Source organism: Pseudomonas violetae (genome assembly GCF_023072615.1).
GTDB lineage: Bacteria > Pseudomonadota > Gammaproteobacteria > Pseudomonadales > Pseudomonadaceae > Aquipseudomonas > Aquipseudomonas violetae.
The window spans coordinates 324,671-347,192 of sequence record NZ_JAKNRW010000004.1; the positions used below are offsets into that span (position 1 = coordinate 324,671).

Consider the following 22,522-nt stretch of genomic DNA (forward strand, 5'->3'; position numbering starts at 1 on the left):
GGACGCAGCAGTTGTATGCCAGCAAACAATTGCTAACAAACCAGCTAACAAAGCTTGAGTGAATCTCATTCGAAGTGAACAATGTGTAACTTCGTATTTCCTACTGAGACTCATTCATGATTGCCCCGTCGCGATTCCTGGCTTGGCTGTTGATCCCCCTGGCAGTCCTTTGCAGCAGCCGATTGCTGGCCGACACCGTGGACGGTGCGCCACAGGCGCTGCATGGGCTCGATTACATCGCTGCGGATTACCCGCAAACGGTGCAGGCAGGCAAGGTCGTCAAAGAATCCAGATATCGTGATCAGCTTGATTCGATCAAGGCGGTGCAAGGCCTGATCGCCACAATGTCGGCCAAACCGGAGCAAGTCCCGTTGGTGCAGGGCGTCAGTTCGCTGCGCAATGCCATTATCGAGCGTCAGGATGGAGCCGATGTGGCTCGCCAGTCCCGGCAACTCGCGGCAAAACTGGCGGCGGCCTATGAAATTAGCCAGGCACCGATCATTACCCCGGATCCGACCCGTGGCGCGCCGTTGTACGTTCAGCATTGCTCGGTGTGCCATGGTGACGCGGGAGCCGGCGATGGCCCGGCAGGGGTCGGCCTGACGCCGCCACCGTCGAATCTGCGCGATAGCGCGCGCATGGATCACCTGAGCCTCTACGCGATCTACAGCACCCTGGGCCTTGGGATCGAAGGCACCGACATGCCGGCGTTCGCCGATCAACTGGATGATCGTCAGCGCTGGGACCTGGCAACCTACATTGCCGGCTTCAGCGCCGCCCCGGCTGCTGCCGCTGCTGAAAAGACCTACAACATTGCCGAACTGGCCCGTCAGACTCCCGCTGAAGTGCACGCCGCCGAAGGCTCGCAGGCGGCCGCAACCTACCGTGTGCAGCGCGCTCAGCCGCCGCAGGTCAAGCGCGGCCCGGCGCAACTGCTCGATTACACAGCGGCGACTCTGGATAAGAGCATCGCCGCCTACCGGGCGGGGGATCACGATCAGGCTTATGACTTGTCGGTAGCGGCATACCTGGAAGGTTTTGAGCTGGTCGAGAGTTCCCTGGACAATGTCGATGCCAACGTACGCAAAGACACCGAAAAATCCCTGATGGCCTACCGCCAATCCTTGCAGGATGGCTTGTCAGTGGCCCAGGCCCAGCAACGCCTGGAATCGGCGAAAGCCAAGTTGAAAGAGTCTGCCGGCCTGTTGGGCAGCGATGGCTTGAGCTGGTCCCTGAGCTATATTTCCGGGCTGTTGATTTTGCTGCGCGAAGGCCTCGAAGCGATCCTGGTGCTGGCGGCGATCCTCGCATTTCTGCGCAACACCGGCCAGCAATCAGCGGTACGCAGCGTCAACGTCGGCTGGGGCCTGGCGCTGCTGGCCGGTCTTGCCACCTGGGGCCTGGCCGCCTATGTCATCGACGTCAGCGGCTCGCAGCGCGAATTGCTCGAAGGAGCCACCGCGTTGTTCGCCAGTGTGATGGTGCTGTGGCTCGGCGTGTGGATGCACGATCGTCGTCACGCGGCTGCCTGGCAGGATTACATCAAGAGCAGTCTGGTGGGCGGCGGTGGACGATTCGGGTTTGCAATCCTGGCGTTCTTCTCGGTCTATCGCGAGTTGTTCGAAGTGATCCTGTTCTACGAAACCCTGTGGCTGCAGGCAGGGCCTGCCGGTCATAACGCCGTGCTCGCAGGCGGCGTCACGGCGCTGGTGTTGCTGGTAGGCCTGGCATGGGTGATCCTGCGCGGCTCGGCGAAATTGCCGCTGACGTTGTTCTTCAGCATCAATGCTGCGCTGTTGTGTGCCCTGTCAGTGGTTTTCGCGGGCCATGGCGTCAAGGCGCTGCAGGAGGCGGGGATTTTCGGCACGCGTCCGGTGCCATTCTTTGACTTCGACTGGCTGGGCATTCACGCTGATGCGTATTCATTGACTGCCCAGGCTGTGGCGATCATTGCGATTATCGTGCTGTATGGGCGTAGCTGGTTTGCGCAGAAACGTCGGGTTCTAGTCTCTTGAGAGCATTCGCTGCGCTCACTATAACGAGCAGGCCCGCTCCCACAGGAATGCGCCGCTCGCGATTTTTATGAAAGAGGTGAAAACTGATGCGCGTATGGATCGATGCGGATGCTTGCCCCCGGGCGGCCAAGGACCTGGTAGTGAAGTTCGCTCTCAAGCGCCAGTTTGAGGTGGTGCTGGTGGCTGGCCAGCCGCAAATCAAGCCGGGCCTGTCGCTGGTGAAATTGATCGTAGTGCCCAGCGGCCCGGATGCTGCGGACGACTACCTGGTGGAACACGCAGTGCCGGGCGAACTGGTGATCTGCAGCGACGTCCCGCTGGCCGACCGATTAGTGAAGAATGGCGTCACCGTGCTGGATCCGCGAGGCAAGGAGTTTGACGCGCAGAACATGGGCGACCGGCTGGCAGTGCGCAACCTGTTCACCGACCTGCGTGAACAAGGTCAGATGAGCGGCGGGCCAGCGCCCTTTGGCGAACGTGAGAAGCAAGCGTTCGCCAATGCGCTGGACCGGATCCTGACTCGACTTACCCGCCAGCCCTGAGCCCGCCTCGAACCTGACACTAACCCAGTGGGCGAACCCCTGTGGGAGCGAGCCTGCCCATACCCACACTTATGCCTGCGTTACACGTCGTTTTCGTGGGTCAGCTCAAGCACGCGATCTACCAATTTGTTAATGCCGGAAGCCACTTCACTGATCGACTGCGCCAGCATGTAGGCCGGAGTGCTCACCAGTTTGCGCGCCTTGTCTTCGACAATTTCGGTAACGGCGCACTCGGTATGGGTAGCACCCATTTTGTTCATGGCTGCGGCGGTATCGGCATCGTTGCCGATGGTACAGGTCACACCGGGGCCATAAATCTTCGCCGCCAGGGCGAGCGAGATGCAGATCAGGCCGACCGGCTTGCCAGCCTCGGCAAAGGCTTCAGTCAGCGCCAGAACGTCAGGTTGCACGGTACAGCCGGCACCTTCGATGGCGAAGTTCGACAGGTTCTTCGCTGCGCCGAATCCGCCTGGTACGATCAGCGCGTCGAAGTCCTCGACGCTGGCCTCGCGGATGTCCTTGATATTTCCGCGGGCGATCCGCGCCGATTCAACCAGCACGTTGCGTGACTCGGGCATTTCCTCGCCCGTGAGGTGATTGATCACGTGCAACTGTGAGATGTCGGGGGCGAAACACTGCACCTGAGCGCCACGCTGGTCCAGTCGCAACAGGGTGATCACACTCTCGTGGACCTCGGCGCCGTCGTAGACGCCACAGCCGGAAAGGATCACTGCAATTTTTTTGCTCATGGGCTTTTCTCCTTATTCATGGCGTTAAATGTCCACTAATTTTTCACTCGTTGCCATAGGGATAACTTGCGGTTACAACCAGGCACGCCGCCCAATTATCGGGCTTACCATGGGTAGAAGGGCTTCTACATGGATCGCAACGACACCAGGGTGTTCATTATTTGGAATCGTTTATGTAGCTCGTTCCAGGCAGTGGACGATAACGAGCCGGTGATCTTTGGGGTGCGAGTTGGAAACCGCTATGGGTCAACGTGCGGTTCTGCTCGCCATTGCGGGACGACGCGCGCAGGGCGCAGAGCAAGGGATACCGGCTGCGGATCGGTGTGCACAAGGGGTCACTACTTGTGCAGGGAGCGTTTCACTTGATGGGCGTCTTGGGGGCTGCAGACTTGGCCTGTTCAGCTTTCAGCGCCTGCTCGTCGGCGTAGACCTTCTTCGCCAATTGGGCATTCTTGAAGCGCCGGCGCAGCCATAGGCCCACGCCCAGTACCAACAGGGCGCCAAGCACCCACAGCTCATACTTCTTGACGCTGCCGAGCATACCTTCCAGCACTGCACCAAAATGATACGCGGCTGCCGCCAGTGCCGAAGCCCAGATCGCCGCGCCAATCCCGTTCAGCAGCAGATAGCGTGCCGGTGGATAGCCCGACAGGCCGATCGCCACGGGCATCACCGTGCGCAATCCATAGACGAAGCGGAAACTCAGGACCCAGATGTCCGGGTGCTTGCGGATATGCTCCAGCGCTCGATCGCCCATCATCTGCCAGCGCGGCTTGCGCGCCAGCAATTTGCGCCCGTGCTTGCGGCCGAGGAAATACCACAGCTGATCGCCCGCATAACTGCCACAGAATGCGACTATCGTAACGATCTTGATGTCCATGTATCCGCGGAACGCAAGGAAGCCCGCGAGCACCAAGATGGTTTCGCCTTCGAAAAACGTGCCGAGAAAAAGGGCGAAATACCCAAATTCCTGAAGAAATTGCTGGAGCATTGTCTGGGTGCTGGCGAAATGAACGCGCAGCCTAACCCTTCGAGCACATTCATGAAAGTGTCCAAATGTGTCTCGACGTGAAGATTTCCTACAAGGACAATGGAATGTGACTACCTGTCACAGGGGTGCACATAACTGTAATACGACGGTCATAATGGCAGCTTATAACTGTCACGCTCGCCCGCCAGCGCGGGCTCAGGAGTCTGCCGTGAGCTTTACCCCCGCCAACCGCCTGTTTCCAGCCACTCGCCTGCGACGCAATCGTCGTGATGATTTCTCGCGTCGGCTGGTTCGTGAAAACGTTCTGACCGTCGACGACCTGATCCTTCCGGTGTTTGTGCTGGACGGTGAGAATCGTCGCGAAGCGGTCGCGTCGATGCCGGGCGTCGAGCGCCTGACCATTGATCTGTTGCTTGAAGAAGCCGCCAAGTGGGTCGAGCTGGGTATTCCTGCGGTGGCACTGTTTCCGGTTACGCCCCCGGCGCTCAAATCCTTGGACGCGGCTGAAGCCTGGAACCCTGACGGCATTGCCCAGCGCGCCACTCGCGCGTTACGTGCGCAGTTTCCAGACCTGGGTGTCATCACCGACGTGGCCCTGGATCCGTTCACCACCCACGGCCAGGACGGCATTCTTGATGAAGAAGGCTACGTGCAGAACGACATTACCGTCGATGCATTGGTCCGCCAGGCGCTGTCCCATGCCGAAGCCGGCGCCCAGGTGGTCGCTCCATCCGATATGATGGACGGACGTATCCAGGCGATCCGCGAGGCGCTGGAACTGGCCGATCACGTTAACGTGCGGATCATGGCCTACTCGGCGAAATATGCCAGCGCCTACTACGGTCCCTTCCGCGATGCGGTGGGTTCCGCATTGAACCTGGGCAAGGCCAACAAGGCCTCCTACCAGATGGACCCGGCGAACAGCAACGAGGCCCTGCACGAAGTGGCGGCGGACTTGTCAGAAGGCGCAGACATGGTCATGGTCAAGCCGGGCATGCCGTATCTGGACATCCTGTTGCGGGTCAAAGAAGAATTCAAAGTGCCGACGTTTGTTTATCAAGTCAGCGGCGAATACGCCATGCATATGGCGGCGATCCAGAATGGCTGGTTGAGCGAGGGGGTAATACTCGAATCCCTGACCGCTTTTAAACGCGCAGGCGCCGATGGCATCCTCACCTACTTTGCCGTCCGTGCCGCTCAATTGTTACGAGAGCAAAAATAGCCCTCCCAGGAACATTCCATGAATACCGAAGGACTCACTGAAGTTGCCGTAAAAGATGCTCAACCCGTGGTGGAGCAAATCGCCGAGACACCGCCGGAGCTTGAGCCCGCTCCACCTGCAGTGGTGGTCGAAGCCGCTGTGGCGGCACCGGTGATTGCCATTCCCGGCCTGGATGACAGCAGCCTGTACATCCATCGCGAGCTTTCGCAGCTGCAGTTCAACATTCGCGTGCTGGAACAGGCGCTGGATGAGTCCTATCCGTTGCTGGAGCGGCTGAAATTCCTGCTGATATTCTCCAGCAACCTGGACGAGTTTTTCGAGATCCGTGTGGCCGGCCTGAAGAAGCAAATTACCTTCGCCCGTGAACAGGCGGGCGCCGATGGTTTGCAACCGCATCAGGCGCTGGCGCGCATCAGCGAGCTGGTGCATGGCCACGTCGACCGCCAGTACGCGATTCTCAACGATATTCTGTTGCCGGAGCTGGAGAAACATCAGGTCCGCTTCATTCGTCGCCGTCACTGGACCACCAAGATCAAGACCTGGGTGCGCCGATTCTTCCGCGACGAGATTGCGCCGATTATCACGCCGATCGGCCTCGACCCGACTCACCCGTTCCCGTTGCTGGTGAACAAGAGTCTGAACTTCATCGTCGAACTCGAAGGCATCGATGCGTTTGGCCGCGACTCTGGCCTGGCGATCATCCCTGCTCCGCGCCTGCTGCCGCGAGTGATCAAGGTGCCGGAGGAGGTTGGCGGTTCCGGCGACAACTACGTCTTCCTGTCGTCGATGATTCACGCGCATGCCGATGATCTGTTCCAGGGCATGAAGGTGAAGGGTTGCTACCAGTTTCGCCTGACCCGCAACGCCGACCTTGCGGTCGACACCGAAGACGTCGAAGACCTGGCCCGGGCGCTGCGCGGTGAGCTGTTCTCCCGTCGTTATGGTGATGCGGTGCGACTGGAAGTGGCCGACACTTGCCCCAAACACCTTTCAGACTACCTGCTCAAGCAGTTCAACCTGCACGAGACCGAGCTGTATCAGGTCAACGGGCCGGTCAACCTGACCCGTCTGTTCAGCATCACCGGCCTCGACAGCCAGCGCGCGCTGCAATATCTACCGTTCACGCCGCAGATCCCGAAATTGCTGCAGAACAGCGAGAACATCTTCAGCGTGATCAGCAAGCAGGACATCCTGTTGCTGCACCCGTTCGAGTCGTTCACTCCGGTGGTCGACCTGTTGCGCCAGGCGGCGAAAGACCCGCATGTATTGGCCGTACGCCAGACGCTGTACCGCTCCGGTGCCAACTCGGAAATCGTCGACGCGCTGGTGGATGCCGCTCGTAACGGCAAGGAAGTCACCGCGGTGATCGAGCTGCGGGCGCGGTTCGATGAAGAGTCCAATCTGCAGCTGGCCAGCCGCCTGCAAGCGGCCGGTGCGGTAGTGATCTATGGCGTGGTCGGATTCAAGACCCACGCCAAGATGATGCTGATCCTGCGTCGCGAGGCCGGGGAGATCGTGCGCTACGCCCACTTGGGCACGGGCAACTACCATGCGGCCAACGCCCGTCTTTACACCGACTACAGCCTGCTGACCTCCGACGATGCCCTGTGTGAAGACGTGGGCAAGCTGTTCAGTCAGCTGATCGGCATGGGCAAGACCCTGCGCATGAAGAAACTGCTGCATGCGCCGTTCACCCTAAAGAAGGGCATGCTCGACATGATTGCCCGGGAGACGCAGTTCGCCCTTGATGGCAAACCGGCGCATATCATTGCCAAATTCAACTCGCTGACTGATCCAAAGATCATTCGCGCGCTGTACAAGGCCAGTCAATCCGGGGTGCGCATCGACCTCGTGGTGCGCGGCATGTGCTGCCTGCGCCCGGGCATCGCCGGGGTTTCGCATAACATCCACGTGCGCTCGATCATCGGACGTTTCCTGGAGCACACCCGGGTTTTCTACTTCCTCAATGGCGGGGAAGAGCAGATGTTCCTCTCTAGCGCCGACTGGATGGAGCGCAACCTCGACAAGCGGGTCGAGACTTGCTTCCCGGTGGAAGGCAAGAAGCTGATCATGCGGGTCAAGAAAGAGCTGGAGCTTTACCTGACCGACAACACTCACAGCTGGAGCTTGCAGTCGGACGGCCGTTACATCCGCAACACGCCAACCGGCAACCAGAACCCGCGCAGTGCGCAGGCGACGTTGCTGGAGCGGTTGGGCAGTCCGATCCTGGCAGTGCGTTAACCCTCACGGGGTATAAAAAATGGCGATCCCTGGGGATCGCCATTTTTTTTGCTGCCATCACAATCACAGCAATCTGTAGGAGCGAGCTTGCTCGCGAAAAACCTGAGAGCGCCGCGGGGTGTTGTCAGGCTGCCAGCTTTATCGTTCACGTACATCGCGAGCAAGCTCGCTCCTACAGGGTATTACCGGACGTTGAGGGTGAAGCCCACCCGGGTCAGCCACTCCGCTTCCAGCGCAAAATCCGCCTGGGTCAGCTGGTTTTCATCCAGCCAGTCCGCCGGGAACAACACATCCAGGCTATCGCCATTGGCGCGCAGGACAACCTGGGGCATTTCCTGGGTACCGCGGATGTGATGGAACAGGATCGCGAAGCGCAGCAGCACGCACAAGCGGATCAGCTTGATGCCGTCATCACCGAATTCGGCAAACTTGTCCCGGGGAATGTTGCGCCGGTGGCCGCGCACCAACAGTGCGAGCATTTGCTGGTCTTCGCGGGAGAACCCGGCGAGGTCCGAGTGCTCGATCAGGTAGGCGCCGTGCTTGTGGTAATGGTAGTGGGCGATGTCCAGGCCCACTTCATGGACCTTGGCCGCCCAGCCCAGCAGTTCACGCCACACGCCGTCATCCAGGTCCCAGTCTGCGGCCACCTGGTCGAAAGCATGGAGCGCCTTGCGTTCTACCCGCGCCGCTTGTTCCAGGTCGACGTGGTAACGCTCCCTCAGAGAGCTGAGGGTGCGCTCACGGACGTCTTCGTGATGATGGCGGCCCAGCAGGTCATAGAGCACGCCTTCACGTAGTGCGCCTTCACAGTGGTCCATGCGTTGCAGTTCAAGGGCGTCGAATATTGCTTCGAGAATCGCCAGGCCTGCCGGGAAGATTGCGCGGCGGTCGGGCTTGATGCCTTCGAAATCGATTTTGTCGGCGTCGCCCAGCTTGAACAGCTTGCGCTTGAGCCAGGCCAGGCCTTCGGCGTTGACTTCGCCGGTGCCATGTCCACCGGCCTTCAGCGCCAGGCCGATGGCGCGAATAGTGCCCGAGGAGCCGATGGCTTCGTCCCAGGTCAGGCGGTGCAGGGCGTGTTCAATGCTCATGATCTCCAGTCGCGCCGCCGTGTAAGCCTGGGCATAGCGTGCCGGCGTGACCTTGCCGTCCTTGAAATAGCGCTGGGTAAAGCTGACGCAGCCCATTTGCAGGCTTTCGCGCAGCAATGGTTCGAAGCGCTGGCCGATGATGAATTCGGTACTGCCGCCGCCGATGTCGGCCACCAGGCGCTTGCCCGGGGTGTCGGCGAGGGTGTGGGACACGCCAAGGTAGATCAGGCGCGCTTCTTCACGGCCGGAAATGACTTCCACCGGGTGACCAAGGATTTCCTCGGCGCGACGGATGAATTCATTGCGATTGCGCGCTTCGCGCAGGGCGTTGGTACCCACGATCCGCACGGCGCCCGGGGGCATGCCGTTGATCAGTTGGGCAAAGCGTTTCAGGCAGTCTAGCCCACGCTGCATGGACTCTTCGTTGAGCTGGCGCTCTTCGTTGATGCCTGCGGCGAGCTGCACCTTCTCCCCGAGACGCTCGAGAATACGGATTTCGCCGTTCTGGGCTTTGGCCACGACCATGTGAAAGCTGTTGGAGCCCAGGTCGATTGCGGCGATCAGGGACAGATTCTTGGCTTGGGATTGCGGCATGGTCTGGGAGTCTCGGTCGATAACCTCGACATCCTGCCACGATCAAAGCCTGACGCCAACGCGTAGGAGCCATCGAAGACTGCGATCTTTTGGCGCGGGGGCTTGCGGCGTGGCGGATGGCTTGCTCGCGAAGGCAGTCTGCCAGACGCTAAAGAACCGTCAGGCTGTCGCCTCGACGTTCCCAATAAAATTCGCCAGCTCCGCCGTCTGAGGGTTGGCAAACAATACTTTCGGGTCCCCCACTTCATGCACCTTGCCCAAATGCATGAAAACCAACTTATCTCCAACCTCCCGGGCAAAACGCATCTCATGGGTAACCATGATCAGTGTCATGCCTTCCTTGGCCAGTTGCCGCACTACGCTGAGCACCTCATTCACCAGTTCCGGATCCAGCGCCGAAGTGATTTCGTCACACAGCAACACCTTCGGCGACATCGCCAAGGCCCGGGCGATCGCTACGCGCTGTTGCTGCCCGCCGGACAAACGATCAGGAAATGCATCAAATTTCTCCCCAAGGCCGACCCGTTCCAGCATCTCGCGCGCCAGCTCCAGGGCCCTGGCCTTCGCTACCTTCTGCACGACTTGCGGGGCGAGCATCACGTTTTCACCCACGGTCAGGTGTGGGAACAGGTTGAACTGCTGAAATACCATCCCAACCTTCTGCCGCAGGCTGCGCAAGTCTGCACGGGCGGCGTCGAGGTATTCGCCGTCAACTTCGATCACGCCATCGTTGATGGACTCCAGGCCATTGAGGGTGCGCAGCAAGGTCGACTTGCCAGAGCCACTGCGACCGATGATTGCCACCACCTGGCCTTCCTCAACACTCAGGTCGATGCCTTTGAGCACGTGGTGATCGCCGTAGTATTTATGCAGGGCGGAAATTCTAAGCAGAGGCATGCAGTTTCCTTTCCAGGTAGCGCGCGCTAAGTGACAGGGAATAGCAGAGCAGGAAATAACCGAGGGCGACCAGGCCGTAGACCATGAATGGCTCGAAGGTCGCGTTGGCGAGCATGCCGCCGGTCTTGGTCAGCTCTGTGAAGCCGATGATCGAGGTGACCGCGGTCCCTTTGACCACTTGTACCGAGAACCCCACCGTGGGTGCGACGGCAATGCGTAGTGCCTGCGGCAGGATCACGTAGCGCAGTTGCTCCAGCGGGTTGAGCGCCAGGCTCGACGAGGCTTCCCACTGGCCATTGGGGATCGAATCCACGCAGCCACGCCAGATCTCTGCCAGGTAAGCGCTGGTAAACAGCGTCAGGGCGACGGCCGCAGCCATCCACGCAGAGATTTCCACCCCCGCCAGCGCCACGCCGAAAAATACCAGGAACAGCTGCATCAGTAGCGGTGTGCCCTGGAAGAGTTCGATGTAGGTGCGCGCAATGTTGCGCGGCAGGGGTTTCTTCGAGATGCGCATGACCATGACCAGCAGGCCGACCACCCCGCCGCCAATGAACGCCACCAGTGACAGCGCCAGTGTCCATTGCAGTCCCGTGAGCAGGTTGCGCACGATGTCCCAGAGGGTGAAATCGCTCATTGGCTGCTCCTCGAAATAAAGCGACGACCGATCCAGTTCAGCAATTGGCGGATCATCAGCGCCATACACAGGTAGATCAGCGTGGTCAGGGCGTAGGTTTCGAAGGCGCGGAAGTTACGCGATTGAATGAAGTTGGCGGCAAAACTCAGCTCTTCCGTGGCGATCTGCGAGCAAACCGCCGAGCCGAGCATGACAATAATGATCTGGCTGCTGAGGGCCGGCCAGACCTTGCCCAGGGCAGGCAGCAGGACCACATGGCGAAACGCTTCGAACCGGCTCATCGCCAGCGCTGCGGCGGCTTCCAGTTGTCCCCGTGGAATTGCCTGGATGCCGGCGCGGATGATTTCGGTGGAATACGCCCCCAAATTGATCACCATTGCCAGCACCGCAGCCTGCCATTCGGAAATCTGCAGGCCCAGGGATGGCAGCCCGAAGAAGATGAAAAACAGCTGCACAAGAAACGGCGTATTGCGGATCAGCTCGACGTAGACCCCGAAAATCGCCGAAAACGGCCGGATGTTCCACGCCCGCACCAGCGCTCCGACAATGCCAAGGCCGACGCCGAGCACTGCGCCAATGGCCGTCAGCTCAAGGGTGAACAGCGCCCCGCGCAACAGCAGATCGGTGTTGTGCACCACCGGCAGAAAGTCGAACTGATAAGCCATATTAAAGCTCCCGGGCGACGATCAGAGGTCGGCTGGCAGGGGCTCTTTCAGCCAGGTCTGGGCATTTTTTTCCAGCGCACCGTCAGTCTTCGCGGTCGCCAGAATCTGGTTGACCTTGCCCAGCAAGGCGGGCTCGTTCTTGTTCACCCCGACGTAGACTGGCGAATCCTTGAGCTTCACTTTCAGTGCAGGCACGCGTTTGGGGTTTTTCTCGCTGATCGCCACCATCACCACATTGCCGCTGGCGATCAGATCGACCTGGCCGGCTAGGTAGGCGGCAATGGTCGAGTTGTTGTCCTCGAAGCGTTTGATCGTCACGCCTGCGGGGACCACCTGGCTCAGCTCGATATCTTCGATGGCGCCACGGGTGACGCTGATCGTCTTGCCTTTGAGGTCGCCCAGGTCCTTGATGTCGGCCTCCGGCGGGCCGAACACTGCCAAGTAGAACGGCGCATAGGCGCTGGAGAAATCGATCACTTTCTCGCGCTCGGGATTCTTGCCGAGGCTGGAAATCACCAGGTCGACCTTGCCGGTGGTGAGGAAAGGGATGCGGTTGGTGCTGTTGACCGGTGTCAGTTCAAGCTTGACCTTGAGCTGGTCGGCCAGCAGTTTCGCGGTATCGATATCCAGGCCACGGGGTTTCATGTCCGGTCCCACCGAGCCGAACGGCGGGAAGTCCTGGGGCACGGCCACCTTGAGGACGCCGCGTTTGACTACATCCTCCAGGCCGTCGGCGCGGGCGGGCGCCTGGCTCAGCATCAGGCTGGCAAACAGGGCGGCGAGGAGGGCGCTGTAGCGCTTGGTCATGGTAAGACTCCGAATCGGCTGAAATATTTTCTGCGATTCGATAGAGCACGGCCTGTGCCAACACACCTTTTTATCGGTTGCAGGCCACGTTTTTTCAGGGTCTTGCAGGAAATGAGATGTGCGCGGATACGCACCGCGATGGTGCAAGCTGCAGGCGAATACTCCCGAGGTGCACGAATTGAGCTATACCCAAACTCATGCGCCACCATAGCGAGACTCAATCATCTGCAGCTTCCTGAACGGGGGAAGGGCAGCTATGATGGGCCACGTTTTTTTGCTTACAACCTGGAGACTTCCATGAGCAGCGATCTTATCAAACACGTTAGCGACGCTAGCTTCGAGGCCGATGTACTGAAGGCCGAAGGCGCTGTGCTGGTCGACTACTGGGCTGAATGGTGCGGCCCTTGCAAAATGATCGCTCCTGTCCTGGACGAGATTGCAGAAACCTACAAAGGCAAGCTGACCGTTGCCAAGCTGAACATCGACGAGAACCAGGAAACCCCGGCCAAGCATGGCGTGCGCGGTATCCCGACCCTGATGCTGTTCAAGAACGGCAACGTTGAAGCGACCAAGGTCGGCGCACTGTCGAAGTCGCAGTTGGCTGCTTTCCTCGACGCCAACATCTAAGCATCGTAATAAAGTGTCTGAAAAAAGGCCCCGCTATCTGCGGGGCTTTTTCGTTGTCGAGGGCTAGACGCTCCGAAACTCAGGTGGTACATTCGGCCCCGCACTGGTTTCTCCTTTGCCCCCTGCTAGCCGTCGCCGACGCACTCCTTTTCGAATAAGTACGCGATCCTGTCGCCTTCTCTGCGGCGCGGCCTCATTAAGCCAAAAGCTTAATTTCCCCCCCTCCATAAATGATTACGTCATTCCTATATGAATCTGACTGAACTCAAGCAAAAGCCGATTACCGAACTGCTCGAATTGGCCGAACAGATGGGCATAGAAAATATGGCCCGTTCGCGCAAGCAGGATGTGATTTTCTCCCTGCTCAAAAAGCACGCGAAAAGCGGCGAGGAAATCTCCGGTGATGGCGTGCTGGAGATTCTCCAGGACGGCTTCGGCTTCCTTCGCTCCGCTGACGCTTCCTATCTCGCGGGCCCAGACGATATCTACGTCTCGCCAAGCCAGATTCGTCGTTTCAACTTGCGCACCGGTGACACCATCGTTGGCAAGATCCGCCCTCCAAAGGAAGGTGAGCGTTATTTCGCGCTGCTCAAGGTCGATACGATCAACTACGATCGTCCCGAGAATGCGAAAAACAAGATTCTCTTCGAGAACCTGACCCCGCTGTTCCCGACTGTGCGCATGAAGATGGAAGCCGGCAACGGTTCCACCGAAGACCTGACTGGTCGGGTCATCGATTTGTGCGCCCCGATCGGTAAGGGCCAGCGCGGTCTGATCGTTGCACCGCCGAAAGCCGGTAAGACCATCATGCTGCAGAACATCGCAGCGAACATCGCGCGTAACAATCCTGAAGTTCATCTGATCGTATTGCTGATCGACGAACGTCCGGAAGAAGTGACCGAAATGCAGCGTACTGTGCGCGGCGAAGTGGTTGCCTCGACGTTCGATGAGCCGCCAACCCGCCACGTGCAGGTTGCCGAAATGGTGATCGAGAAGGCCAAACGCCTGGTCGAACACAAGAAGGACGTGGTGATCCTGCTCGACTCCATTACCCGTCTGGCTCGCGCCTACAACACGGTGATCCCGAGTTCCGGCAAGGTCCTGACCGGTGGTGTCGATGCCCACGCCCTGGAGAAACCGAAACGTTTCTTCGGCGCCGCGCGGAACATCGAAGAAGGCGGCTCGCTGACCATCATCGCCACCGCGCTGGTTGAAACCGGCTCGAAGATGGACGAAGTGATCTACGAGGAATTCAAAGGCACCGGCAACATGGAACTGCCTCTGGATCGCCGTATCGCTGAAAAACGCGTCTTCCCGGCCATCAACATCAACCGCTCCGGCACCCGCCGCGAAGAGTTGCTGACGGCCGACGACGAGTTGCAGCGCATGTGGATCCTGCGCAAGCTGCTGCACCCGATGGACGAAATCGCTGCCATCGAGTTCCTGGTCGACAAGCTGAAAACGACCAAGACCAACGATGAGTTCTTCCTGTCGATGAAACGCAAGTAAGTCGAACGGGCCAAAAAGCCGGGGAAACCCGGCTTTTTGCTATCTGATTTTTGATGAACGGCAGTTCGTGGTTCTGAACAGCAGGGTTCGGCGCTAAACTGCCACCCCCGAACGCCACGGCCAAAACGAGGCTCACGCATGCAGTATCGCGACTTGCGCGACTTTATCAGCGGTCTGGAACAGCGCGGCGAGCTCAAGCGCATCCAGATTCCGGTGTCACCTGTGCTGGAAATGACCGAGGTGTGCGATCGCACCTTGCGCGCCAAGGGGCCCGCGCTGCTCTTCGAAAACCCGACGGGTTATGACATCCCGGTGCTCGGCAACCTGTTCGGCACGCCCGAGCGCGTGGCGCTCGGGATGGGGGCGGAGGCCGTCAGCGAGTTGCGCGAGATCGGCAAGCTGCTGGCGTTCCTCAAGGAGCCGGAGCCGCCCAAGGGGCTGAAAGACGCCTGGTCCAAGCTGCCGATTTTCCGCAAGATCATCGCGATGGCACCAAAAGTCGTCAAAGATGCGGCCTGTCAGGAAGTGGTCATCGAAGGCGACGACGTCGACCTCGCGATGCTACCAGTGCAGACCTGCTGGCCAGGCGACGTCGGCCCCCTGATTACCTGGGGCCTGACCGTCACCAAAGGCCCGAACAAGGATCGCCAGAACCTCGGCATCTACCGTCAACAAGTGATCGGCCGCAACAAGGTCATCATGCGCTGGCTCAGTCACCGTGGCGGCGCCTTGGATTACCGCGAGTGGTGCGAGAAGCATCCCGGCCAACCGTTCCCAGTGTCCGTGGCGCTGGGCGCCGACCCAGCGACCATTCTTGGCGCCGTGACTCCGGTGCCAGACAGCTTGTCCGAGTATGCCTTCGCTGGCCTGCTGCGCGGCAATCGCACCGAGCTGGTCAAGTGCCGTGGCAACGACCTGCAAGTGCCGGCCACCGCTGAGATCATCCTCGAAGGTGTGATCCACCCTGGTGAGATGGCTGCCGAAGGCCCTTACGGCGACCACACCGGTTACTACAACGAAGTCGACAGCTTTCCGGTGTTTACGGTCGAGCGTATCACTCACCGAATCAAGCCGATCTACCACAGCACCTACACCGGCCGTCCGCCGGATGAGCCGGCGATTCTCGGCGTGGCCCTGAACGAAGTGTTCGTGCCGATCCTGCAAAAGCAGTTTCCGGAAATCACCGACTTCTACCTGCCGCCCGAAGGTTGCTCGTACCGCATGGCCATCGTGACCATGAAGAAGTCGTATCCGGGCCACGCCAAGCGGGTAATGCTCGGTGTCTGGTCGTTTTTGCGACAGTTCATGTACACCAAGTTCGTTATCGTCACGGACGACGATATCAATGCGCGGGACTGGAACGACGTGATCTGGGCCATCACCACGCGCATGGACCCCAAGCGCGACACGGTGATGATCGACAACACGCCGATTGACTACCTGGACTTCGCTTCGCCGGTGTCCGGTCTGGGTTCGAAGATGGGGCTCGATGCCACGCATAAATGGCCCGGTGAAACCACTCGCGAGTGGGGCCGGGTGATCGTCAAGGACGAAGCCGTAACCCAACGGATCGATGCCATCTGGAATCAGTTAGGAATAGATTGATGCGTGTAACCTTGCAGCCTTCCGGAGCGGTGCTACAGATTCTGCCCGGCGAGCGGATTCTCGATGGGGCGCGGCGCCTGGGCTACGACTGTCCGCAAAGCTGTCGCAACGGTAACTGTCACGTGTGCGCCGCGCTGCTGGTCGAAGGCCGAGTCGAGCAGAGCGGAGATGTGCGCGATCACGGCGAGTTCTACACTTGCATTGCAGAGCCGCTGGAAGACTGCGTCGTGCTGTGGGATGGCGTGCTCTCTATTGGAGAATTGCCGGTGCGCAGCTTGGCGTGTCAGGTCATCGAGTGCCGGGACGTGGGTGGCGACACCTGGCGCGTCAGTCTGCGAGCGCCAGCCGGCAAGCCGCCGCGCTATCACGCCGGGCAGTATTTGATGATCGAGCGAGAGAATGGCGAGAAGTCGGCCTTTTCCCTGGCCTCGGCACCCCATGCTGGCCGGGACCTGCAAATACATGTGCTGGCGCGCGAAAGCAGTGCGCTAAGCCTGATTGATCAGTTGCAACGCAATGCGATGGTGCGCATTGAGATGCCGTTCGGCGACACCCACCTTGCGGAGTTGCCGGACGGCCCGCTGGTGCTGATCGCTGCGGGAACCGGAATGGGCCAGATTCATAGCCTGATCGAGCACTGTCGGGCCGCGGGTTTCAAGCATCCGGTCCACCTGTATTGGGGCGTGCGCCGGCCTGAAGACTTCTATGAGATCGAACACTGGAACGAGTGGCTGAAGCTGCCCAATCTGTTCCTGCATAAAGTCGTCAGCGATCAGTGCGGCTGGAAAGGGCGCTGTGGCATGTTGCACGAGGCGGTGTGTGAGGATTTCCCCGATCTGAAGGCACTGCATGTGTACGCGAGCGGCTCGCCAGCGATGGTCTACGGCACGCTGGACGCTCTGGTGGAAGCCGGGATGGACGCCCATCAGATGCGTGCGGATGTATTCGCATATGCGCCGCGATCTTGATCCGCGATCTTGATCCGCGTTGATTAGTTATAACTCCCTATATAGCTGAACGGTATTTATAGAAAATTATAAATACCGGTAGGTTATAACTCATCCAGGCAATTATTTAAGATTGGTTCCATGGCACTTAAATTGCCTTAAAACATATGTGCCTTATTGTTACAGCGGTGCGTTCTATTAAGTAATTCTTCACCCGCGGGGAGCTGAACGCTAATCGCCATGAGCGCCATTGAATCTGCTTTTTTGAATCTGGCTTATCCGCCGCAGCTCGATCTGGGGCCGCAGCTCACTCACGAACAATTGCTCAGCTCGATGCAGACCACCATGGCGCGCCACAAGGGTGGGCCCGTATGGCTGTTCGCTTACGGTTCATTGATCTGGCGGCCCGAGTGCCCGGCTGTAGAAAGGGTGCGGGGTCGGGTGCATGGCTATCATCGCGGTTTGTACCTGTGGTCCCACGAGCATCGTGGCACGCCGGAGGTGCCTGGGCTGGTGTTTGGTCTGGATCGGGGTGGCTCCTGCAGCGGGTTCGCCTATCGCCTGCCTGAAGAACAGCTCGATGCGTCGCTGTATGCACTTTGGCAGCGCGAAATGCCATTCCCTTCCTATCGCCCACACTGGCTCAACTGCCGTCTCGAAGACGGAAGCCAGGTTCAGGCGTTGGGGTTCGTGTTGGAGCGACACCTGCCCAGTTACGCCGGCAACTTGCCAGACCATGTGCTGAGCCAGGTGTTCGAAAGTGCTTGCGGGCGCTACGGCACCACTCGCGATTATGTCGAGCAGACCGCTCACGCCCTGCGTAGCCACGCCATGCCAGACCGAAATCTGGAGGCGCGGCTCAAACGCTGCAAGTTCTCAGTGGATCAGGCGACCGCTTCGCGGCTTTGACTGGCCACTTGCTTGTGCCACAGCGTGGGTGCGAGGAAGGCCATGGCCAGCAGGCACGCGCCGATCAGTAGCACGAAGCCGCCATCCCAGCCGAAGTGATCCACGGTGTAGCCCATCGCCGCACTGGCCGCGACCGATCCACCCAAATAGCCGAACAGGCCGGTGAAGCCCGCTGCCGTACCGGCGGCCTTTTTCGGGGCCAGTTCCAGTGCCTGCAGGCCGATCAGCATGACTGGGCCATAGATCAGGAAGCCGATCGAAACCAGCGCGATCATGTCGACGGTCGGGTTGCCAGCCGGGTTCAGCCAGTACACCAGTGTTGCCACGGTCACCAGGGCCATGAACACCATGCCGGTCAGGCCCCGGTTGCCGCGGAAGATTTTGTCCGACATCCAGCCGCACAACAGCGTGCCCGGGATACCGGCCCACTCGTAGAAGAAGTACGCCCACGAGGTTTTATCCACGGTGAAACCCTTGGCTTCCTTGAGGTAGGTCGGTGCCCAGTCCAGTACGCCGTAGCGCAGCAGGTAGACGAAGACGTTGGCCAGGGCTATGTACCAGAGCATTTTGTTGCGCAGCACGTACTTGACGAAGATTTCCTTGGCGCTGAATTCTTCTTCATGGCTGGCGTCGTAGCCTTCCGGATAATCGTTCTTGTACTTCTCGATGGGTGGCAGGCCGAGCGATTGTGGGGTATCGCGCATGGTTGCAAAGGCAAACACCGCCACGGCCAGGGCTACTGCCGCAGGCACATAGAATGCCGCATGCCAGTCATTGAACAGGCCCATACCCAGCAGGAACAGCGGGCCGATCAAACCCCCGCCAACGTTGTGCGCCACGTTCCACAGTGATACCACGGCGCCGCGTTCCTTTTGTGACCACCAGTGCACCATGGTCCGGCCACTCGGTGGCCAACCCATGCCCTGGGCCCAGCCGTTGATGAACAGCAGGATGAACATGATGGTCACGCTGGACGTCGCCCACGGCGCGAAACCGAAAATGAACATGACCCCTGCCGATACCAGCAGCCCGAACGGCAGGAAGAAGCGCGGGTTCGAGCGGTCGGAAACGATGCCCATCAGGAACTTCGACAGCCCGTAGGCAATGGCGATGGCAGACAGCGCCAGGCCCAGCTCACCGCGGGTGTAACCCTCTTCGATCAGATAGGGCATGGCCAGGGAAAAGTTTTTGCGCAGCAGGTAGTAACCGGCGTAGCCGATGAAAATCCCGGCAAAGATCTGCCAGCGATGGCGTCGGTAGGTACTGTCTATTTTATCGTCAGGCAAAGGAGCCTGATGTGCGGCAGGACGAAAGAAAGCAAACATTCAAGAGCTCCAGATTCTTGTTTTGACTGCGAATGCGAATGTTACAGTTTCGTTACCGAAAATAGCACCGGTTACCATTGACCAAATAGCGGAAATGTTCGAGATCGCATGTTCTTTTGCGAACATGTCGCTCAGATGTAAGTGAAGGACGCTGTAGGAAAGATTACTTTGGCCGCATTCAGGCCTTCGGGCGCCCGTTTTAGGCAGCTGTTTTAGGAAGCGTCCTTCGCGCATACCGGATGTCATCACGTTCTTTTTAGGGTTTTTGGCCCGTAGCCTATGCAGGATGCAGTTTGGTAATCGAGTCATGGAGGAGGGGGGATGCGGTGGATTTCATTTTTGCTGTTGTTGGTGATTTCGGTCGATGCGCGGGCGGGGGAAGTATTTCTGATACCGGAGGACAATCCGAAGCCGGTTTATCCCAGGTACCTTCAGCGTATCGGAGTCACCGGTGATGTTCGTATCAGCTTCTATGTGAATGCGGATGGTTCGGTCGACAGGGTGAAGGTTCTTGAATCGGATAACCCGGACATGTCCGAGGCTGCCATGGTTGCTATCGAGAAGTGGCGGTTCAAGCCGTGGATGCCAGGGGGTGAGTTGCCAACTGAGCAGCAAGTCATAGCCTCGTTGGCGTTTCGTCTTGAGCTGGACTCGCCGATCCACACCAACCAATGGATCAAGCAGTTGAAGTGCCGGGAGGTCAACGAGGCGCTGCGCGACACCCCGGAATATGCGTGGGTCGATTCCCCGCCGTTTCATTACACACGGGCTTATTTATCGAACACCTTCCATGTCACCCAGTTGCCGGATGAGCAGCGCCTGGCTTGGATCGCCCTGTTGAACAGGAAGGTGCCAACCATCGTTCGGCAATGCCGGTCCAGCCCAGTGATCAAGTTCATGAACCTGCTGCCAACAGACATTCGCAACTTACTGTGAAGCCTTGCTGAAGAGGCGATCTGGACGGGTTTCATCCAACCCAGACCGCTCCAGAGCTTTAGCGAACTTGCACCACCACCTTCCCGACCGCCTTGCGCTGTCCAAGGTCATTGATTGCCTGTGACGCATTGCCCAGTGGATACACCTGCGACACCAGTGGCTTCAATTTCCCTTCGGCGAACCAGCCAAACAACTGCTGGAAGTTCGCCGCATTATCCTGCGGCTGGCGCTGGGCAAACGAGCCCCAGAATACCCCGACTACCGCTGAGCCTTTTAGCAACGCCAGGTTCACCGGCAGTTCCGGAATGCGCCCGCTGGCGAAGCCGACCACCAGCAGTCGGCCGTTCCAGGCGATGGCGCGGATGGCCTGGTCGAACAGGTCGCCGCCGACCGGGTCGTAGATGACGTCGGCGCCCTGGCCATCGGTCAGGCGTTTGATCTCATCCTTGAGGCTGGTTTCGCTGTAGTTGATCAGCTCATCAGCGCCAGCCGCCTTGGCCACAGCGAGTTTTTCCGCGCTACTGGCGGCGGCGATCACCCGTGCGCCCATGGCTTTGCCGATTTCCACGGCTGCCAGGCCAACCCCGCCGGAAGCGCCCAGCACCAGCAAGGTTTCCCCTGGCTGCAAGTTGCCCCTTTGCTTGAGAGCGTGCATCGAGGTGCCGTAGGTCATGCTGAAGGCGGCGGCGGTGTTGAAGTCCATCGACGGCGGGATCGGCAGCACGTTGTAGCCTGGCACTGCCACCTGCTCGGCGAAACTGCCCCAGCCGGTCAGTGCCATGACTCGGTCACCGATTTTCAGGTGGCTGACTTTTTCCCCCACCGCACTCACTACGCCAGCCGCTTCGCCACCCGGAGAAAACGGGAAGGGCGGCTTGAACTGGTATTTGCCCTCGATGATCAGCGTGTCGGGAAAGTTGACCCCGGCGGCGTGCACGTCCAGCAGGATTTCATTCTTCTTGGCGACAGGACTGGCGACGTCTTCCAGCACCAGCGATTCGGCAGGGCCGAAGGCTTTGCACAGCACGGCTTTCATCAGGGCTATTCCTTTGGGAGTGATGGCCGATAAGTGTAGGTGTGTGAGTGAACGGGTCAACGAGCATGCCTCGCCCTGATAGTCAGCCATAAGCTTGTGCTGGCGCAGCGGGTCGTTATGCTAGGCCGCAAATCGGATAAGGAGCGAATTGTGAAAGCGTGGATCGTATTGATGCTGGCCCTGTCTCTGCCCGTGGCAGCGATGGCCGAAGAAGCCAAGGAAGAAGCAGCGCCTAAGGTCAACTACATCACCTTGACCCCGCCATTCGTGGGCAACTACGGGCTGGACGGCACCCCCAAGCTCAAGGTCTACAAGGCGGATGTCGCCTTGCGCGTCACAGGGGATGAGGCGACCAAGCTGGTCAAGGCCAACGAGCCGTTGATTCGCAATCAACTGGTGGCGTTGTTCGCACAGCAGACGACTGAGGCGATGAATAATGTGGAAGCCAAGGAGAAGCTGCGTCAGGAGGCCTTGAAGCAGACCCAGCAAATCATGAATGACGAGACTGGTAAACCGGTGGTTGAGGATCTGTTGTTCAACAACCTCATTATCCAGTAAGCCTTTCTTTGCCTGATTGAAAATCAAAAGATCGCGGCCTGCGGCAGCTCCTACAGAAGTTAGCGTTCACATGTAGGAGCTGGCGCAGGCTGCGATCTTTTTTGCATTAGCGCAAAGCAATCACCGCCGCCCACTGCTCTGCCGTAACCGGCATTACCGACAGCCGCGAGCCTTTCTGCACCAGCGGCATCTCGGCCAGCGCAGTCTGTTGCTTCAGATAATCCAGTTTCAAGACCCTGGCAAAGGTCTCCACATGCGCGACATCGATCGCGCTCCAGGCGTTTTTATCGGGAGTGGCCTTTGGGTCGTAGTAATGGCTTTCTGGCTCGAGCGCTGTCGGGTCCGGGTACGCCGCCTCGATGATCTTGCCGATCCCGGCAATCCCCGGTTCCGGGCAGCTGGAATGGTAGAAGAAAAACTCATCGCCCACCGCCATGGACCGCAAGAAATTGCGTGCCTGATAGTTGCGAACCCCGTCCCAGCGCGCTTTGCTCAGCTTTGCCAGGTCCTTAATGGAAAACTCGTCGGGCTCGGATTTCATCAGCCAATAGGCCATGGTTTTTTGCTCTTTGCGAAGTGAGTGGGCAAGTTGTTGGGCAATATTATGACAAACCGACAG

General features: G+C 59.1%; 21 protein-coding genes and 2 pseudogenes. 12 read left to right on the forward strand and 11 right to left on the reverse strand.

Annotated features, from left to right (window positions below; translation table 11 throughout):
- Positions 1 to 116: 116 nt before the first annotated feature.
- Positions 117 to 2,015, forward strand: a complete 1,899-nt coding sequence (locus tag L9059_RS08190; RefSeq protein ID WP_247289877.1) for an FTR1 family protein — start codon at positions 117 to 119, stop codon at positions 2,013 to 2,015.
- Positions 2,016 to 2,101: 86 nt separating this feature from the next.
- Positions 2,102 to 2,557, forward strand: a complete 456-nt coding sequence (locus L9059_RS08195; RefSeq protein ID WP_247289879.1) for a YaiI/YqxD family protein — start codon at positions 2,102 to 2,104, stop codon at positions 2,555 to 2,557.
- 80 nt (positions 2,558 to 2,637) lie between these two features.
- Here L9059_RS08195 and elbB read toward each other — a convergent pair whose 3' ends face one another.
- Positions 2,638 to 3,306 (reverse strand): isoprenoid biosynthesis glyoxalase ElbB, encoded by a 669-nt coding sequence (elbB, locus tag L9059_RS08200; protein WP_247289881.1) that lies wholly within the window; start codon positions 3,304 to 3,306, stop codon positions 2,638 to 2,640.
- Between the two features lie 84 nt (positions 3,307 to 3,390).
- Here elbB and L9059_RS30715 point away from each other — a divergent pair.
- Positions 3,391 to 3,626, forward strand: a pseudogene (locus tag L9059_RS30715) (sterol desaturase family protein); the annotation flags it as partial.
- Positions 3,627 to 3,664: 38 nt separating this feature from the next.
- On the opposite strand, the gene L9059_RS08205 reads toward L9059_RS30715, so the two are convergent.
- Entirely contained in the window at positions 3,665 to 4,297 is a 633-nt protein-coding gene (locus tag L9059_RS08205; protein ID WP_247289883.1) for a DedA family protein, read from the reverse strand.
- A gap of 208 nt (positions 4,298 to 4,505) precedes the next feature.
- Between L9059_RS08205 and hemB the strand changes: the two genes are divergently transcribed.
- A complete protein-coding gene (hemB, locus tag L9059_RS08210) occupies positions 4,506 to 5,519 on the forward strand; it encodes a porphobilinogen synthase (RefSeq protein ID WP_247289885.1) in 1,014 nt (337 codons plus the stop codon).
- A gap of 18 nt (positions 5,520 to 5,537) precedes the next feature.
- A complete protein-coding gene (gene ppk1, locus L9059_RS08215) occupies positions 5,538 to 7,760 on the forward strand; it encodes a polyphosphate kinase 1 (RefSeq protein ID WP_247289886.1) in 2,223 nt (740 codons plus the stop codon).
- A gap of 65 nt (positions 7,761 to 7,825) precedes the next feature.
- Here ppk1 and L9059_RS30875 read toward each other — a convergent pair.
- From L9059_RS30875 to L9059_RS08240, 6 genes and pseudogenes are all read right to left on the reverse strand, one after another.
- A pseudogene (locus tag L9059_RS30875) lies at positions 7,826 to 7,915 on the reverse strand (outer membrane lipoprotein carrier protein LolA); the annotation flags it as partial.
- 27 nt (positions 7,916 to 7,942) lie between these two features.
- Entirely contained in the window at positions 7,943 to 9,445 is a 1,503-nt protein-coding gene (gene ppx, locus L9059_RS08220; protein ID WP_247289887.1) for an exopolyphosphatase, read from the reverse strand.
- Positions 9,446 to 9,604: 159 nt separating this feature from the next.
- Complete coding sequence (locus L9059_RS08225) at positions 9,605 to 10,342, reverse strand: amino acid ABC transporter ATP-binding protein (RefSeq protein ID WP_247289888.1); 738 nt, start codon at positions 10,340 to 10,342, stop codon at positions 9,605 to 9,607.
- Entirely contained in the window at positions 10,329 to 10,979 is a 651-nt protein-coding gene (locus tag L9059_RS08230; RefSeq protein ID WP_247289889.1) for an amino acid ABC transporter permease, read from the reverse strand. The genes L9059_RS08225 and L9059_RS08230 overlap by 14 nt, the downstream gene beginning before the upstream one ends.
- Positions 10,976 to 11,644 carry an amino acid ABC transporter permease gene (locus L9059_RS08235; protein WP_247289890.1) on the reverse strand — a complete coding sequence of 223 codons (669 nt, stop codon included), beginning with the start codon at positions 11,642 to 11,644 and terminating at the stop codon, positions 10,976 to 10,978. The genes L9059_RS08230 and L9059_RS08235 overlap by 4 nt, the downstream gene beginning before the upstream one ends.
- A gap of 21 nt (positions 11,645 to 11,665) precedes the next feature.
- A complete protein-coding gene (locus L9059_RS08240; RefSeq protein WP_247289891.1) occupies positions 11,666 to 12,451 on the reverse strand; it encodes a transporter substrate-binding domain-containing protein in 786 nt (261 codons plus the stop codon).
- Positions 12,452 to 12,748: 297 nt separating this feature from the next.
- Here L9059_RS08240 and trxA point away from each other — a divergent pair, with 297 nt between their 5' ends.
- The 5 genes from trxA (at position 12,749) to L9059_RS08265 (ending at position 18,048) form a co-directional block, all read left to right on the forward strand.
- The gene (gene trxA / locus L9059_RS08245) at positions 12,749 to 13,078 is read left to right on the forward strand and encodes a thioredoxin TrxA (RefSeq protein WP_003206727.1); all 330 of its coding nucleotides are present in this window, start codon (positions 12,749 to 12,751) and stop codon (positions 13,076 to 13,078) included.
- Between the two features lie 249 nt (positions 13,079 to 13,327).
- A complete protein-coding gene (gene rho / locus L9059_RS08250) occupies positions 13,328 to 14,587 on the forward strand; it encodes a transcription termination factor Rho (protein WP_007942421.1) in 1,260 nt (419 codons plus the stop codon).
- Between the two features lie 138 nt (positions 14,588 to 14,725).
- Positions 14,726 to 16,192 carry a 4-hydroxy-3-polyprenylbenzoate decarboxylase gene (gene ubiD, locus L9059_RS08255; RefSeq protein WP_247289892.1) on the forward strand — a complete coding sequence of 489 codons (1,467 nt, stop codon included), beginning with the start codon at positions 14,726 to 14,728 and terminating at the stop codon, positions 16,190 to 16,192.
- Positions 16,192 to 17,160 carry a CDP-6-deoxy-delta-3,4-glucoseen reductase gene (locus L9059_RS08260; RefSeq protein ID WP_247289893.1) on the forward strand — a complete coding sequence of 323 codons (969 nt, stop codon included), beginning with the start codon at positions 16,192 to 16,194 and terminating at the stop codon, positions 17,158 to 17,160. The genes ubiD and L9059_RS08260 overlap by 1 nt, the downstream gene beginning before the upstream one ends.
- 219 nt (positions 17,161 to 17,379) lie before the next feature.
- Positions 17,380 to 18,048 carry a gamma-glutamylcyclotransferase gene (locus L9059_RS08265; RefSeq protein ID WP_247289895.1) on the forward strand — a complete coding sequence of 223 codons (669 nt, stop codon included), beginning with the start codon at positions 17,380 to 17,382 and terminating at the stop codon, positions 18,046 to 18,048.
- On the opposite strand, the gene glpT is transcribed toward L9059_RS08265, so the two are convergent.
- Complete coding sequence (gene glpT, locus L9059_RS08270) at positions 18,024 to 19,373, reverse strand: glycerol-3-phosphate transporter (RefSeq protein ID WP_247289899.1); 1,350 nt, start codon at positions 19,371 to 19,373, stop codon at positions 18,024 to 18,026. The two genes, L9059_RS08265 and glpT, sit on opposite strands and share 25 nt — an antisense overlap.
- A gap of 321 nt (positions 19,374 to 19,694) precedes the next feature.
- On the opposite strand from glpT, the gene L9059_RS08275 reads away from it, so the two are divergent.
- Entirely contained in the window at positions 19,695 to 20,309 is a 615-nt protein-coding gene (locus tag L9059_RS08275) for an energy transducer TonB (protein ID WP_247289901.1), read from the forward strand.
- Positions 20,310 to 20,367: 58 nt separating this feature from the next.
- Here the strand turns inward: L9059_RS08275 and L9059_RS08280 are convergent, their stop codons facing one another.
- Positions 20,368 to 21,345 carry an NADPH:quinone oxidoreductase family protein gene (locus L9059_RS08280; protein ID WP_247289903.1) on the reverse strand — a complete coding sequence of 326 codons (978 nt, stop codon included), beginning with the start codon at positions 21,343 to 21,345 and terminating at the stop codon, positions 20,368 to 20,370.
- Positions 21,346 to 21,495: 150 nt separating this feature from the next.
- Here L9059_RS08280 and L9059_RS08285 point away from each other — a divergent pair, with 150 nt between their 5' ends.
- Positions 21,496 to 21,903 carry a flagellar basal body-associated protein FliL gene (locus tag L9059_RS08285; protein WP_247289905.1) on the forward strand — a complete coding sequence of 136 codons (408 nt, stop codon included), beginning with the start codon at positions 21,496 to 21,498 and terminating at the stop codon, positions 21,901 to 21,903.
- A 106-nt stretch (positions 21,904 to 22,009) separates the two neighbouring features.
- Here the strand turns inward: L9059_RS08285 and L9059_RS08290 are convergent, their stop codons facing one another.
- Entirely contained in the window at positions 22,010 to 22,459 is a 450-nt protein-coding gene (locus L9059_RS08290; protein WP_247289908.1) for an EVE domain-containing protein, read from the reverse strand.
- Positions 22,460 to 22,522: the final 63 nt, after the last annotated feature.

Coding starts and splice junctions, on each gene's coding strand:
- L9059_RS08190 (WP_247289877.1), top strand. CDS start 117: ATGATTGCCCCGTCGCGATTCCTGGCTTGGCTGTTGATCCCCCTGGCA.
- L9059_RS08195 (WP_247289879.1), top strand. CDS start 2,102: ATGCGCGTATGGATCGATGCGGATGCTTGCCCCCGGGCGGCCAAGGAC.
- elbB (WP_247289881.1), bottom strand. CDS start 3,306: ATGAGCAAAAAAATTGCAGTGATCCTTTCCGGCTGTGGCGTCTACGAC.
- L9059_RS08205 (WP_247289883.1), bottom strand. CDS start 4,297: ATGCTCCAGCAATTTCTTCAGGAATTTGGGTATTTCGCCCTTTTTCTC.
- ppk1 (WP_247289886.1), top strand. CDS start 5,538: ATGAATACCGAAGGACTCACTGAAGTTGCCGTAAAAGATGCTCAACCC.
- ppx (WP_247289887.1), bottom strand. CDS start 9,445: ATGCCGCAATCCCAAGCCAAGAATCTGTCCCTGATCGCCGCAATCGAC.
- L9059_RS08225 (WP_247289888.1), bottom strand. CDS start 10,342: ATGCCTCTGCTTAGAATTTCCGCCCTGCATAAATACTACGGCGATCAC.
- L9059_RS08230 (WP_247289889.1), bottom strand. CDS start 10,979: ATGAGCGATTTCACCCTCTGGGACATCGTGCGCAACCTGCTCACGGGA.
- L9059_RS08235 (WP_247289890.1), bottom strand. CDS start 11,644: ATGGCTTATCAGTTCGACTTTCTGCCGGTGGTGCACAACACCGATCTG.
- L9059_RS08240 (WP_247289891.1), bottom strand. CDS start 12,451: ATGACCAAGCGCTACAGCGCCCTCCTCGCCGCCCTGTTTGCCAGCCTG.
- trxA (WP_003206727.1), top strand. CDS start 12,749: ATGAGCAGCGATCTTATCAAACACGTTAGCGACGCTAGCTTCGAGGCC.
- rho (WP_007942421.1), top strand. CDS start 13,328: ATGAATCTGACTGAACTCAAGCAAAAGCCGATTACCGAACTGCTCGAA.
- ubiD (WP_247289892.1), top strand. CDS start 14,726: ATGCAGTATCGCGACTTGCGCGACTTTATCAGCGGTCTGGAACAGCGC.
- L9059_RS08260 (WP_247289893.1), top strand. CDS start 16,192: ATGCGTGTAACCTTGCAGCCTTCCGGAGCGGTGCTACAGATTCTGCCC.
- L9059_RS08265 (WP_247289895.1), top strand. CDS start 17,380: ATGAGCGCCATTGAATCTGCTTTTTTGAATCTGGCTTATCCGCCGCAG.
- glpT (WP_247289899.1), bottom strand. CDS start 19,373: ATGTTTGCTTTCTTTCGTCCTGCCGCACATCAGGCTCCTTTGCCTGAC.
- L9059_RS08275 (WP_247289901.1), top strand. CDS start 19,695: ATGCGGTGGATTTCATTTTTGCTGTTGTTGGTGATTTCGGTCGATGCG.
- L9059_RS08280 (WP_247289903.1), bottom strand. CDS start 21,345: ATGAAAGCCGTGCTGTGCAAAGCCTTCGGCCCTGCCGAATCGCTGGTG.
- L9059_RS08290 (WP_247289908.1), bottom strand. CDS start 22,459: ATGGCCTATTGGCTGATGAAATCCGAGCCCGACGAGTTTTCCATTAAG.